We start from the raw sequence: 15607 nt of genomic DNA, 5'->3' as shown, positions 1-15607 counted from the left end.
TTTTAAATATAAAAATAAAACAATTATTATTACACTTCAAATTCCAAAAAAATAAAATTATTGCAAATGAGGAGGCAATTAAAATTAAGGACCGATTTGTAAGTATATATAATGAAGAAGTAGAATACAACCTACCTGATAAAATAAATATATATGATACTACACTACGAGATGGAGAACAAACCCCTGGTGTCTGTTTTTCATTAGATGAAAAACTAGAAATTGCAAGAAAACTTGATGAATTAGGAATTCCACAAATAGAGGCAGGTTTTCCAAGAGTATCTGAGAATGAGAAAGAAGCTGTTAAAAGAATAGCTAATGAAGGTTTAGATGCTAGTATTATTTGTTTAACTAGAGCAAAACAAGAAGATATAGATAAAGCATTAGATGCTGATGTAGATGGAATAATTACATTTATGGGATTATCAGATTTACACTTAGAAGTTAAAATAGATAAACCTCGAGAAGAAGTTAATAAAATATGTATGGATGCCGTGGATTATGGGAAAGACCATGGTTTATTTGTAGCATTCTCTGCTGAAGATGCAACAAGAACAGAATTACCAAAACTAATTGAAGTATATAAACAAGCACAAGAACATAAAGCAGATAGAATCCACATTGCAGATACTACAGGATCTATCAACCCCTATGCAATGCAATATTTAGTTAGAAATATTAGAAAAGAATTAGATATTGAAATAGCACTACATTGTCATAATGACTTTGGAATGGCTGTAACAAACTCTATTGCAGGATTATTTGAAGGTGCTTCTGCTATATCCACAACAGTAAATGGTATAGGTGAAAGAGCAGGAAATGCATCACTTGAAGAACTAATAATGGCATTAAAACTTTTATACAATAAAGATTTAGGTCTTAATACCACAGTTATTAATGAATTATCACAAATGGTATCAAAATACAGTGAAATACCAATACCTGATAGTAAAGCAGTAGTAGGTAACAATGTATTTAGACATGAATCAGGAATACATGTAGATGCAATACTTCAAAATCCATTATCCTACGAACCATACATTCCAGAAATGATAGGAACTAAAAGACAAATCGTACTTGGAAAACACTCAGGTAAATCCGCGATAGAAGAAAAATTAGATACTTTAAACATTCAAGTAGATAATGAAAAACTATTAGAGATTGTAACTCTTGTTAAAGAAGAACGTGAAAAAGGTGAAGAAATCACCAATGCAAAATTTGATGAAATATTAGAAAAAGCTAACATCCAAAGATGATGATTAACATGAATATAACTGAAAAAATTTTAGCAAAACATTCAAACAAAGAAGAAGTAGCACCTGGAGATACCATTAATGCAGATATAGATATTGCTATGAGTCATGATGGAACAAGTCCTCCAACCATAAAAGTATTTGAACAAATAGCAGATAAAGTATGGGATCCTGAAAAAATAGTTCTGGTTTTTGATCATAATGTACCTGCAAATACTATGGGTTCAGCAGAATTTCAGCAAGTTGTAAGAGAATTTGGTAAAAAACAAAATATACCAAATATGTATATACAAGGTGAAGGAATTTGTCATCAAGTACTTCCAGAACAAGGACATGTAAAACCATCATCAGTAATAGTTGGTGCAGATTCACATACATGTACTTATGGTGCTTTTGGAGCTTTTTCAACAGGACTGGGTGCTACAGACCTTGCAATGGTTTATGCAACAGGAAAAACATGGTTTAATGTTCCAGAGTCACTAAAAATTAATGTTAATGGTTCCCTACAAGAAAATGTATACTCTAAAGATTTAATTCTTAGAATAATAAACGAATTAGGATCTTATGGAGCTACATATAAAAGTCTTGAATTTCATGGAGATACCATTGATAAAATGTCTGTTGATGGTAGATTAACCATGACAAATATGGTAATTGAATGTGGAGCTAAAAATGGTATCATGATTCCTAATAAACAGACAGAAGAATATTTAGCTAAAAGAGGTGTGAGTAATTATACTATAACCACCCCTGATAGTGATGCTCAATATGAAAAAGTATATGATTTTAATGTTGATGATTTACAACCACAAGTAGCATGTCCTCATAATGTTGATAATGTGGAAGATGTAGATAAAGTAAAAGGAACATCCATCAATCAGGCAGTACTTGGTTCTTGTACTAATGGTCGATATGAAGATTTAGTTCAGGCTGCAGAAATTCTAAAAAATCATAAAGTACATGAAGACACACAATTACTAGTATTTCCAGCTTCACGTGAAATTTATCAAAAAGCAATTGATAATGGAATTATACAAACATTACTTGAATCTAATGCAATAATCTGTAATCCAGGATGTGGTCCTTGTCTTGGAGCTCATATGGGTGTTATGACAGATGATATGACTTGTATTTCTACTACAAATAGAAATTTCCTTGGTAGAATGGGAAGTGCAAAATCATATGTTTATTTATCAAATCCAGCAGTTGTAGCAGCATCTGCAATCAAAGGTGAAATTACCAACCCAAGTGATATATAATTTCACTAAATAAATACTTTTTTAAAAAAATGAGGATGACACAATATTAATTTTATTTTTTAAAATTAGTGAATTTTTTTTATATTTTTTTGTGTTTTAGTTATTTTCAGGGTATTTTTATTCATTTCTTTGTATATTTTAATCTTTCATTCATTCTTTCAATATTTTTTTACCTGTTGAATTGACTTTATCTTTATTTGGATTGTTTTCATTTACTTATTCGAATTTATCATGAATTTATAGTTCTTCTCGAAAAATTTAAACCATGTGAATTATAATTTAAGATAATGACTAGCCACACAACAAAGTAAAATAGATAGAAATAAATCATCCATATCAAAAAAAAATAACTTAGAAACTATCTCAAATAAAATGGTATAAAAGTTTAGAGATAAACTATAATTATGAGTCATCCGCAGATTATGTGAAAAAACTTATAAAAAAGGAATAAAAGAGAATGTTAAATTACTGATTTTCATCTATTTTTTGTTGCATGTGTTTTAATATTTCATTACGTGCATCATCATGAGTTAAAGCCATATCTATAGAACTTTTAAGCCATTCAATAGTGTTTCCAATGTCATAAATAGTTCCTTCAAATGTTGTTGCATATACATTTTCTTGTTCATTTATTGCATCTGTTAATTGAATTTCTCCACCAACACCTGCTTCTATGGATTTTAATTTATCAAAAATATCTGAAGTTAATATATATCTTCCAGTAATTCCTAGATTTGATGGTGCTTCTTCTAGTTTAGGTTTTTCAACTAAGTTATCTACTTTATAAATATTATCTTCTATACATTTTCCATCAATAATTCCATATCGTTCTATTTTACGTTCAGGTAATTCTTCTATAGCAATAGTTGAGCCACCATATTTTTCATAAACATTTAATAATTGTTTTGTACATGGTGTTTGTGAGTATGTTATTGTATCTCCAAGAAGTACTGCAAATGCTTCATCACCTATATGTTTTTCAGCACAAGATATTGCATCACCTAATCCTTTCTGGTTTTTTTGTCTGACATAATAAATATCAGCCATGTCTGTGATTTCTTGTACTTCTTCAAGATAGTCATACTTCTTTTTTTGATTTAAACTATATTCTAGTTCAAATGATCTATCAAAATGATCTTCTATTGAACGTTTTCCTTTTCCTGTGATTATGAGAATATCATCAATTCCAGAATTTACTGCTTCTTCTACTACATACTGTATTGTTGGTTTATTAAATACAGGTAACATTTCTTTTGGTTGTGCTTTTGTTGCAGGTAAAAAACGTGTTCCTAAACCTGCTGCTGGTATCACTGCTTTCATTTTATCATATCCTTATAATTTTACTATAGAATTTTCACCAATTACAAAACTACGTCCTTTGGGATAAGTTGTTTTGTCAGAGATTATTTTAGAATTTTGACCTAAAAGACTTTCTGTTATTCTTTTATCAGAGTGAATTACTGAGTTTCCAATAATAATAGATGAATCTATCTCAGATTCTATTATTTTAGTATTATCTCCAATGGATGTGTATGGACCTACATATCCTTTGATTTCACAGTTTTCACCAATTATTGCAGGTCCTTTTATTACAGAACCTGATTTTATGATTGTTCCTTCACCAATAACTACTCTTCCTTTGATTTTAACATCATCTTCTACTGTTCCTTTGATGTCTGTTTTAATTGTTTCAAGAATTAATTGGTTTGCATCGAGAACATCTTCTGGTTTACCTGTGTCTTTCCACCATCCTTCAACAACAAATGAATCTACATTAAATCCATCATCAATTAGTTTTTGAATTGCATCAGTGATTTCCAGTTCATCTCTCCATGAAGGTTTTATTTTACTAATTGCATCAAAAATATTGTTTTTAAATAAATATATTCCCACTAATGCTAAGTTACTTTTTGGATGTTCTGGTTTTTCAACTAGGTTTATTATTTCACCATCGTCATTTAATTCTGCTACTCCAAATTGTCTTGGATCTGGTACTTCTTGTAATAGTAATCTTGATGAAAAATCAGATTCATCAAAACCAGCTACAAATTCTTCAATTCCTGATTTTAATATATTATCTCCAAGATACATTACAAAAGAATCACCATCCACGAAATCTTTAGCTGTTGCTGCTGCATGAGCTAATCCTTTTGGTTCTCCTTGCATAATATAGGTGATATTTACTCCAAACCTAGATCCATCACCTAATGCATCTTTTATTTTGTTAGGCATGTTTGTTCCAAGAATTATACCTATTTCTGTTATTCCAGCATCACGTAAGTCTTCAATAGCATAATCAATAACTGGTTTATTAGCTATTGGAATAAGTTGTTTGGGTCCTGTGTGTGTTAATGGCCTTAGTCTTGTACCATGTCCACCAGATAAAATAACTCCTTTCATTTTTTTTAAATCTCCTGAGAATATAAAGAAAAAATAATAGTTAATAGATAAGATTATTATTCTTTATTTAATAATAGGATATATCTATCTTAATATTATTATATCTTTTCAGAAAAAATATTCTCATTTAATGAATAATAATTTCTAAAACAAGTTAATTCAACTAATAAATAGTCTTTTAAAAAAAATAAAATAAAATATAATACTTCACATATATCATATAACATGAAATTAATAAAATAGGAGGATAAATTTTATCATGAAAAAATCATATTTACTAAGTTTATGTATTATACTCATATTACTAACAGTGACAACAATATCAGCAGCTGACAATACTACTAATTCCAATGATGATTTAAATACAGATACTATATCTATTGATAGAAATTATGATAATACTGTAAGTACACAAAAAATAATTAAAAAAGAATCAGATTATACTGATGTGTATGTTAATATTTCATCAAATATAATTACTGGAGATGGAAGTATAACAAACCCATATACTACACTAAATCAAACAAATTTAAATCAAATAACAAATAATTCACATATACATATCACAGAAGGAACATATTATCTTAAATCAATGACTATTACAAAGAATTTAACTATCACTGGCCAAAACAGGAATACAATATTCATAGCAAATGATACAAAAAGCATATTCAACATAACCGAAACAGGTTACTTACAATTAATTAACATAATATTAAAAGATTACACATCACAAAATAGTGGAGCTATTACAAATCTTGGAACATTAATTATTGAAAATTCCACATTTACTAATAACAGAGCTGAAACTACCAACAGATTCATAGGAGGTAGTATTACAAATAATGGAACATTATCTATTTCAAACTCAGAATTCTCAAATAACTATGCAGCATATGGTGCTTCAATAAACACTTATGGAACCACTCATATAATAAACTCAACATTTTCAAATGATTATGTGCAAACAGTAGGTGGATCCATATATAATTCAATAGGAAGCATGACAGTTAAAAATTCAAAATTTATAAAAAATCGTGCGACAAGTGGTGGAGCAATCTATAATGCAAAAGGAGTATTGATAGTAAATAATTCTCAATTTATCAATAACACTGCAGCAACATTCTTTGGAGGTGCAATATATTCTACAGGAGTTACAAATACAACTAATAGCCAGTTTATAGAAAATAATGCACGAAAAGATGGTGGAGCCATACTAAATACCAATAATTTCACAGTAATAAACTGTTTATTTAATTCAAATTATGCTGAAGAAAATGGTGGAGCAATAAAAAATATTCCCTGGACATCATCCGAAAATGGAAATTTAACAATTCTTTACTGCAACTTTACAGAAAACAGTGCAGTAAAAAATGGTGGAGCAATAGTGGGATTTAATTCAACAGAAGTTTCTCAAAACTATGGTACAATATATGTAAGAAACTCCATATTCCAAGAAAACAGTGCAGGTGAAAGTGGTGGAAGTATTCATAGTTATAATAATAACTATATTGATTTAGAAAATTGTGTACTTCTAGATAATGAAGCTGAAAATTATATAGAAATATATACACCTAGTACCTTTATTAAATCAATTGAAAATAACTGGTGGGGAGTAAATGAGCCAAGATGGAGAAAAATAGGAATTACACCAAATACATGGGTTGTTATGACTGTTACTAGAACCATTACTAACGAAAATACTCAAATCAAAATAAATCTAAATACACTAAATACTAATAAAACCTTAAATGGTACACTACCACCACGAATAGTTAAATTAGAAGATACTACAACCCAAAATAATTATATAATCAATGGGACACTTACAATCAACAGTAATTCATCAAAAACAATCATAATATCAATAGATAATGAAGAAATAATAACAACACAACTAACAGCTAATATAAACTACAAACTAACAAATAACAATAATAACATCTTATTTAATATTACAACAAATAAAAATACTGGAAAAATATCTATTAAAATAAATGGTATTACAATAATCAACAAACATGAGATAACAAGTACATCTACAATCATAAACTACACTATACCAACATCATGGAATAAACAAAAATATAAAACAACAATAATCATCACATCAGATAACTCTAAAATAGAAGAAAATAAAACAATAACCATACCAAAACGAAGTGTAACAACAAAAATAACAATAAACACCAACTCAACAAAAATAAACGCGGGAAAAACAATTCAAATAACAGTAGAAATTAAATGTGGAAATCAATATCTAACAACAGGTAAAGTAGTATTTAAGATAAATGGAAAAACAATTGGATCCACAATCAGTATTAAAAATGGAACAGCTACAATTAACTACATAATACCATCATCATATAGTGCTAAAACATATAATCTAAGTATTGTATATGGAGGAGATGGAAATAAAAATGCAAATAGAAACTCAACAACACTAACTATTCAAAAGCAAACAATACATACAAATACAACTTCACTTAACTTTACACATAGTGGAAATAAAACAAAAATCTCAATTAAATTCCTAGACATATTTAATAACAGTATAAAAACACCCATAAAATTAAATTACACAATTAATGGAAAAACAATTGAAAACAATAAAGTTATAACAAATAGTATACTATCATTTGAATATACAATTCCAACAACAAGCACATCAAAACAAACATTAACTATCATAAATGGAGAAAACAGTAAATATAACAAACTTACAATAAATATTCCAATTACAATCCAATAAACCCCTACTTCACCCACTTTTTTTATGAATATTAATAGACTTTATTATTAAATTTCAAGTATTACTCTAGATACATACATCTATTTTTCTTTAAAATAGTATTAATCCGAGTTTATATTTAAATTAAGTATGAATAATTTTAAGAAAAATAATAATATTTATATACTTAAACAATGGAAAAATAAACATAATTAATAATGATTATTTTAAATAAAATATGAATATTAATTATGAACGACATTAGTTAGATTATGAATTTAAAGAATTAATTAATCTAATTAATTATAAAAAACGGCGAAATATGTAATTAAATAAAAAAAATAGAGTTAATAATGTTTTTTTTATTTGTATAATAACTAAGAGATAAAAAAATATGAATAAATATACTTTTATCTTTTTGTTCATAATACTTCTAATATGTGGATTAAGTACAGTATCCGCAAATGACTCTATAAGTAATAGCACTTAAACAACAATAGAATCAACACAAAACATATATCATAATTCACATATTATAGGAAATACTACTAAACAAATAAGTAATAGTAACTTATTAGAACAGAACATAAGTAACAAAAATCAAAAAATTAAATCTCATGAAGATACAATAGAAAATATTAAATTAAATAATAATATATATTATACAACAGATGAAACAAACCCTCAAACAAGTACTACGACACAAATCATCCATGCAAATAATACAATAGAAATAAAATAAAATATCTTCCAGAAAATAATTTAGGCGAATATTGGTTAAATTTTTTTAAAAAAAATAGGTGGTTGAATTGTATAAAAGAACTAATAAATATATGGTATTTATTTTATCATATATTTCTTTATTTTTTCAATTTTTAGTTCTCTCTTTAGATATTTTTAATCAAATGAGTTACCTTATTGTAATGATGTTGTGGCTTATAATAGTTTATCCTTTAGGAAATAAATTTAAAGTAATCAAGCGAATAAAATTAAAAGAAAGTGAACAAACAAATATAATAATACATGAGTTTGGAATAGTATTCCTATTATTATTGATACTTGCATGTTTTTATTCAGATATTATTAGTATTGTACCATGGATTATTTGGATTCCTTTATGTGGACTTGGTTTAATATATCTTGGTGATTATGAACATGGTTTAAGATTATTTTGTATTAATTTTATTTTCAAAATAGTTGAGTATATCCTGTATCTATTAATTATTACATATAATTATAGTTATATATTACAACTAATGTTTTTTATTACACTAATATTTGAAAATTTCTATGTATTTGACAATATAAAAGAAACAAGAAAACTATATAAAGCTATAATTCAGGAAAAATAAAACTACATGAAATGGTGTCCACCAAAAATTAAATTTCATAAAATTTTTTATTTTTTTAAAATATTATTACATCTAGTTTTAAATGGTTTTTAATTGATGTACTTTCACAGAAATCTTCTAGATTTTCTGTTGTATTTTTTATTTCTTGTTTTATAGTTCTTCTTTAAAAGTTTATACTATTTAATTTAAGCCAGTTTTTCATAAAATGATTTTATATCTATAATTTCATAGAATTTATTTTTAAATATTTTTATTAGTTCTTTGGTTGATTTATATCTTGTTTTATTGATTGTTTTTTTATTATTCTCCAAATATCTTCTATAGGGTTTAAACATGGACAGTATGGTTTTAAAAAGATTAAATTTATGTTCAATATTTCTGCAGCTTTTTGCACCATTTTTGCTGTGTGTATTCTAGCATTGCCCAGAACAATATTTATTGTTTTTTTTCTTTACTTGTTAATTCTTTTATTTTTGGATTTTCTAAGTTATTTTTTAGATTTATTCTTTTTCTTCTTTCTATTTTTATTTTATTATTTAAATCTTCTTTATTACAGATTCTTCTGATAGATTCTAATGATTTTTGTTTTGTATAATTTATCTCTAAATTTTTATACCATTTTATTTGAGATAGCTTCTAAGTTATTTTTTTGATATAGATGATTTATTTCTATCTATTTTACTTTTTTGTGGGGCTAGTCATTATCTTAAATTATAATTAATATGGTTTAAATTTTTCAAGAAGAACTATATTTTATAAAAATTAATTTGAAAAGGACCTATTTTAGTGTAAAATAGTTTTCATTAATTGAAATGAATAAGATAAGTTAAATTTTTTTAAAAAAAGAAAACATAGAATATATTTTTTTTATATTCTAATATGTGAATTGTGTTTTTGAATATGTTTTTGGTTTTGTTGATATTCCATTGAGTAATTGTTTCCATACTGGTTCTTCTGATCCCCAGTAATTGTTTTCAATTGTATTTTCAGCACTGGATAGTGATGTTATTGCATCACCCATTGTTGTAGCATTGTTGTTTATGAAGTTTGTTCTTGTAACATTCATTTTAGCCATGTTTGCTATTGCTCCACCACCAATATTTTTACCTGTTACATTGTTTGTTATGAATTCAGATTTTACTATTGTTGTGTTAGCATTGATATATAATGCTCCACCAATGGATATATTTGCAGAGCTTAATGAATTGTTAATAAATTTACATCCATTGAATGTTAAATTACCTTTTTCATGATAGAGTACTGCTCCAAATGCATTTGTTTTTGATGCATATGCTTTGTTATCTTTAAATGTATCTTTTTTAAAGTCAATATATGCTTCATAACCTTCTATTGCTCCACCAATTACTGATTGAGCTCTAGCATAATTAGAATTAATTACACTGTTTTGAATATCTGCTACTGCATATTGTATGTATAATGCTCCAGCACCTGCTATTGTTGATCCATATGCTTTGTTTTCAGTTAATTTTGTATCATTGATGTATAATCCTGCACCTAGACTATTTATTGCTCCACCTATACCATATCCTGTGGCATTTATTGTGTTTTTATGGAAGGATGATTTAGTTATAACTATATCTCCATATGCTGCTTTTATAGCTCCTCCTAATACATATTGTCCCATTGCTTTGTTTGATGTGAATGATGCATTATTTATTACTAAATCACCATCTTGAAGGTATATTGCTCCTCCTCCAGTATTATTAGCACCGTTAACATTATTGCCAGAGAATGTTGCTGAATTTATGTTAGTGGTATTGTTTATTAAACGTAGTGCTCCACCTTCTGCATTAACTGATTTTGCAAAGTTATTTGTGAAGTATGTGTTGGTTAAGTTTAATAAACCTACTGAGTAAATAGCTCCTGCAGAATAATTTCCATATGCTTTATTATTTTTGAATAATACATTGGAAATATTTAATTTTCCATGTGATACTATTGCTCCAGCACTTCTATTTGTGTTACTGGAACCATTTGTAATAGTCATATAACTTAATGTAATGAATGTATTTTCTTTAGTTAGGGTAAATATTGGTTTACCTTTATTATTTCCATTGATAATTACATTATTTAGACTAGAACCTATTATTTTTATAGAATTATTTAACATTATATTATATTCTGAATAAGTTCCTGCTGATATATGTACTGTTCCAAATGTGCTTACATGTCCTACTGCATATGTAATTGTTTTAAATGGTTTTGAACTACTTCCTATATTACTATCATTACCCTTTGGACTTACATAAACATCAGATAGACTGGATATTGTTATATTATTAACAGTGTATGTAGAACTATAATATTGATTTGCTTCTAGTCTTGCTATATATCGTAGTGTTAATCCATTGTATTTATTAGGTGGTGTGTATTGGATACTTGCTGTTCCATTATGAACTTGTGTTTTTCCAATTACTGTATCATTTAATGTGAATGTTATTGTACCATTTTCTGCATGATGATTAGTTTCATCAAGAACTGTGACTGTTATGTTAGTTTTTTGACCAATTGTAACATAGATTGGACTTCCAACTATTCTTGTATTAAGTGTAGATACATTCATGTAATTTAGGTTGTGACTTGAATAATATGAATCACTACCCATGTATGTTGCATTAAGTCTGTAAATTCCTTCAGGACGTATTCCAGTATTGAATGTTAGATTAGCTGCTCCATTAATAACATCTGCTCTTCCAACTTCAGTACCATTAAGAGTAAATCGGACTTGTCCTCCATTAATATTTAACTGGTTTTTATCTTTGACACTTGCTGAAAGAACTACATTCATTCCACTTTTTGCATCAACATATCTTGTAGTTGTATAAGTACCGATTTTGGTTATATTTAATATACCTTTATTTGTGGAATTTGCGTATTTCCAATAACCAATATACTCTGCTGTTATATTATATATTCTTGCAATATTAGTAGTTGGTTTGAATGAATATAATGCATGTCCTAAAGATACATTTACTCTAGCTATTAGTTTACCATCTTGATAAAATAGTACTCTTCCTTGTAATACATTATTGCTATTTTCATCAATTATTGTTGCACCAATAGTTACTGTATCATTTATTTTAGCTATTACTCTAGGTACTTCTACTTTTGTAGATAATTGTGTTAGAGATAATGTTGCATTTATTCTTGTTCCTGCCACAGTTTTTGTTTCCCTACTGATTACATTTATTGTATAATTTTGTGCATTGAATAATGAAGGTAGTATATAACTATATGTTGCATATCCATTTTCATCAGTTGTTGCATTTCCAATAGTTACTTGATTTAATTTATAAACCACATAGGTATTATTTACAGGATTACCTAATTCATCAACAAAACGTGTTGTGAATGTAGTGTTAGAACCTGCTTTTGATGTTATATTATTAGTTGTTGCAGTTGAATTTAATTTAGTTATAATTAAATTACATCTAGTCATATTTCCAGCATATTTATAGTTTCCACTATATAATATTTGTAATCTGTAACTTCCAGGATTTGCTGTAGCATTATATGAAAATACTGCAGAACCATTCACAATAGAAATTTTATCTGAAATTGTTTTTCTATTAAGTTTAAATACAACATTACCTGATGCATCTGAAGGTAAATGTACTGTTATATTAACAATATCCCCATATTTTACTGTAGTATCTTCAACAGTCATGTTTGGATTTACATTTATTTCATCAGCTCTTAATGATAGAGTTGTATTTACTCTTTTCATATTGTATGTAGAATCTCCTGAGTATACTAATGTTAATGTGTATGTAGGATTTCTAAAATTTGTTGGAACTTGATATGTGTACATTACTGTTCTTGAAGCTTCTATTTTTTCAGATACTTTAACATCATTTATTTTAAATATTACTTGTCCAGTAGCATCTTCAGGTAGTATTGCTATAAAGGTAGTATTTTTTCCAGGTTCCAATGGATCATTATTTAATCTTATATCAGGATCAATTTTTTCTGAATTTTCAATATCTTTCTCCGAATCATCATTGGATATTTGATTATTCGTTTGAATTGAATTTAATGAATTTGTAGTAATTGAATTTTCAGTGTTATCATTAACTTCATTATTAAATGTATTTTCATAATTATCAGATATATCACCAGCATCTGTTAAATTATCCGTGTTTTCTGCAGAAATTGCAGTTATTGAGACTAATACAAATAATATTGTTAGGGAAGTTAAAATAACATGACTCCTTTTTATATTAATAGTTTAACCTCCGTTTCAATTAATACTTGAAGAAAAATTATACGATTCAAATAAACTTGAAATTTATACAATAATAATTCTTCATGAATAATATTCTAATTTAAGAATTATATATGTTTATTCATAAATACTAATCAATGAAATTTAAATTAAATTAAGATTAAATTATTTAAAATGTTCAAAAATTAAATTTAACACGGAAATTACAGTTTTTTAGACTAAACTATTAAAATTAATATGTTATCTTTTAAAAAAAAATGAATAATATTAATACTTATTAAAAAATAAATATATACTTATAAAAATTCAAAAAAGTTTTCAAAGACTTTACACAATATACTTTGAATATTTTTTCTTTTTTTATTAAAAAAAGAATTAGGAGGATGATGAATGTTTGAACAATTTGTACAATATGGAATACTAGCAGCAGTTTTAATATTTGGTATCAAAATAGGACTAACATTAGGTTTTGCAGGTATTACACGGAAAGGTGTTCTTAAAATTCTAGCAGGTTATGGAATTAGTCTAACTATTTTATCATATATTGTTCAACCATATACTGAACAATTATATACATTTGTATATAATTATACTGGTTATATATTTGCAGCTATTGCAATAGTAATTCTTATAACAGGATTTAAAACTGTATATGATTGGAAAATTACTGGAACCAATGTTGGTTCAACCACAAGTATGGCTGTAATTGCACCATGTCCTTGTTGTTTTGGAGCTATATTAACATCAATACTTATAGTGGCTCCTATGACAGGTATATCCTCAGTATCTTTAGGTGCTCTTTCATCAGTAATGCTCATAGTAGTTATGGGTTTAACATATCTTTTCTCAACAGAGATTGTTAAAAGAATTCACAAACCATATCCTATTGTATTAGGTAATTTCATGATATTTATAGGATTATATTTCGTATTATGTTTAATTATACTGCCCAATATGAGTTTAGCAACAAGTGGAACAGCAATACAAATAGAATCTATCATAAACGTAGCTTACATGATAATAGCAATACTTGCTTTAATGTTTGTAGGTGTTATTTATGCTAAAAGAAATAGTAGATTACTAAAAAATTAAGATAAGAATATATAGATAGGGAGGATTACTCTATGGCAACAACAATTCCTGGAGGAGAAATATTATCTGGAATATTAAATGTCGTATCTCAAAGTTTACTACTTCCAGTAATGATATTATTGATAATCTTTCTCATATTTGCAGTTGTTGAACTAGGATCAATAGTTGCAGAATATACAGGACGTAGAACAATTACTGCTCAAGAAAAAGAAATTATTATAAAAAATATTGCTTCATGTGAAACACGAGAACAAATTTGTCAAGTTATTAATCATACAAAATTCACTAAGAATGATAAAGATTTATTATGTTCTGTAGCAAAATTAGATACAGAATTATATGATAAAGAAACACGTGAAATATTAGCTAGAAACCTTCTTGAAGATCAAGAATTTAAAATAGCAAAATCACTTGAAAAATTAGATATAGTAGCAAAAATAGGTTCTGGTTGTGGATTACTTGGTACAATTATTCCAATGGGGCCAGGTCTTGCTGCTTTAGGTAGTGGAGATATGACTACATTAACTTCAAACTTAACTGTAGCATTTAACACGACAACTGCAGGGTTAGCTTCAGGTAGTTTATGTTTTGTAATATCTGCAATACGTAGTAGATGGTATGAAGAAGATGTTGCAACATTATATGATTTAGCAGAAGTAATTCTTGAGGTGATATAATGACTCTCAGACGAAGAACTAGAAAAACTAAAACAGATATAGATCCCATGTCTTCAGCAGTGAACATGACTGATCTTATGCTAGTATTAGCAATGGGTTTTTTAATCTTCGCAGTAATGGCTACTGGAATTGAAAATATAACCAATAGCGATATGTCACCACAAGAAAAACAAGAAGCTATGCAAACTGCCACACAAACTACAGAATTAGAAGATCAAACACAAGACATTAATGAAAACCCTGAAAGTGTAACACAATCAGGTTCAGGATATCAGGAAATGGGAAAAGTATACAAGGATCCTGAAACTGGAAAAATGGTTATGGTTAGTTCATAATACATATACTATGAACAACATATCCAATCCTTTTTTTTTAAAAAAAAAGGAGATAAACAATATGAAAAACAAACTAAGAACATCACATAAAATACAAAAAGATCCTGAATATTTATTTAAGGAAAAAAGAATTATTAAAACTATTTTTAGCATTTTATTAATAATAGCTGTTTTTATTGTTGTTATTAATCTAATTAATTACATACCATTACTATTTAGTAAAATATCAACCTAATTCCTATTTTTACATACATACAAGTAT

The 15607-nt window shown here is 27.0% G+C and carries 12 protein-coding genes; 8 read left to right on the top strand and 4 right to left on the bottom strand.

The genetic code is table 11. The features are described from left to right. Positions 1–83 precede the first annotated feature (83 nt). Positions 84–1256: a homocitrate synthase family protein gene (locus tag NL43_RS02425; RefSeq protein ID WP_069592456.1), complete on the top strand. Its 1173-nt coding sequence runs from the start codon at positions 84–86 to the stop codon at positions 1254–1256. An 8-nt stretch (positions 1257–1264) separates the two neighbouring features. Then, on the top strand, positions 1265–2512 hold the full coding sequence (gene hacA / locus NL43_RS02420) for a homoaconitase large subunit (RefSeq protein ID WP_069592455.1): 1248 nt from the start codon (positions 1265–1267) through the stop codon (positions 2510–2512). 465 nt (positions 2513–2977) lie between these two features. Here hacA and galU read toward each other — a convergent pair whose 3' ends face one another. Next, the gene (galU, locus tag NL43_RS02415; RefSeq protein WP_069592454.1) at positions 2978–3832 is read right to left on the bottom strand and encodes a UTP--glucose-1-phosphate uridylyltransferase GalU; all 855 of its coding nucleotides are present in this window, start codon (positions 3830–3832) and stop codon (positions 2978–2980) included. A 12-nt stretch (positions 3833–3844) separates the two neighbouring features. Continuing rightward, positions 3845–4912 (bottom strand): glucose-1-phosphate thymidylyltransferase, encoded by a 1068-nt coding sequence (locus NL43_RS02410; RefSeq protein ID WP_069592453.1) that lies wholly within the window; start codon positions 4910–4912, stop codon positions 3845–3847. 259 nt (positions 4913–5171) lie between these two features. Between NL43_RS02410 and NL43_RS02405 the strand changes: the two genes are divergently transcribed. Next, the gene (locus NL43_RS02405) at positions 5172–7664 is read left to right on the top strand and encodes an Ig-like domain-containing protein (RefSeq protein ID WP_069592452.1); all 2493 of its coding nucleotides are present in this window, start codon (positions 5172–5174) and stop codon (positions 7662–7664) included. A gap of 902 nt (positions 7665–8566) precedes the next feature. After that, on the top strand, positions 8567–8995 hold the full coding sequence (locus NL43_RS02400; RefSeq protein ID WP_143741307.1) for a hypothetical protein: 429 nt from the start codon (positions 8567–8569) through the stop codon (positions 8993–8995). A gap of 253 nt (positions 8996–9248) precedes the next feature. Here NL43_RS02400 and NL43_RS08130 read toward each other — a convergent pair whose 3' ends face one another. After that, positions 9249–9392 (bottom strand): transposase, encoded by a 144-nt coding sequence (locus NL43_RS08130; RefSeq protein ID WP_084790345.1) that lies wholly within the window; start codon positions 9390–9392, stop codon positions 9249–9251. A 477-nt stretch (positions 9393–9869) separates the two neighbouring features. Continuing rightward, entirely contained in the window at positions 9870–12947 is a 3078-nt protein-coding gene (locus tag NL43_RS02395) for an Ig-like domain repeat protein (protein ID WP_069592450.1), read from the bottom strand. 684 nt (positions 12948–13631) lie between these two features. Here NL43_RS02395 and NL43_RS02390 point away from each other — a divergent pair. The 4 genes from NL43_RS02390 to NL43_RS08250 all read left to right on the top strand — a co-directional run bounded on the left by NL43_RS02390 (position 13632) and on the right by NL43_RS08250 (position 15580). Continuing rightward, positions 13632–14333 carry a DUF2162 domain-containing protein gene (locus tag NL43_RS02390; RefSeq protein ID WP_069592449.1) on the top strand — a complete coding sequence of 234 codons (702 nt, stop codon included), beginning with the start codon at positions 13632–13634 and terminating at the stop codon, positions 14331–14333. A 32-nt stretch (positions 14334–14365) separates the two neighbouring features. After that, positions 14366–15010, top strand: a complete 645-nt coding sequence (locus NL43_RS02385) for a MotA/TolQ/ExbB proton channel family protein (RefSeq protein ID WP_069592448.1) — start codon at positions 14366–14368, stop codon at positions 15008–15010. Continuing rightward, positions 15010–15345, top strand: a complete 336-nt coding sequence (locus NL43_RS02380; protein ID WP_069592447.1) for a DUF2149 domain-containing protein — start codon at positions 15010–15012, stop codon at positions 15343–15345. Before NL43_RS02385 ends, NL43_RS02380 begins: the two co-directional genes overlap by 1 nt. A 61-nt stretch (positions 15346–15406) precedes the next feature. Then, complete coding sequence (locus NL43_RS08250; RefSeq protein WP_158005541.1) at positions 15407–15580, top strand: hypothetical protein; 174 nt, start codon at positions 15407–15409, stop codon at positions 15578–15580. The last annotated feature ends 27 nt before the right edge of the window (positions 15581–15607 follow it).

The organism is Methanosphaera sp. WGK6, assembly GCF_001729965.1.
GTDB lineage: Archaea > Methanobacteriota > Methanobacteria > Methanobacteriales > Methanobacteriaceae > Methanosphaera.
The sequence above is the reverse complement of the archived record's forward strand: the minus strand, read 5'-3'. Positions and strand labels throughout refer to the sequence as shown.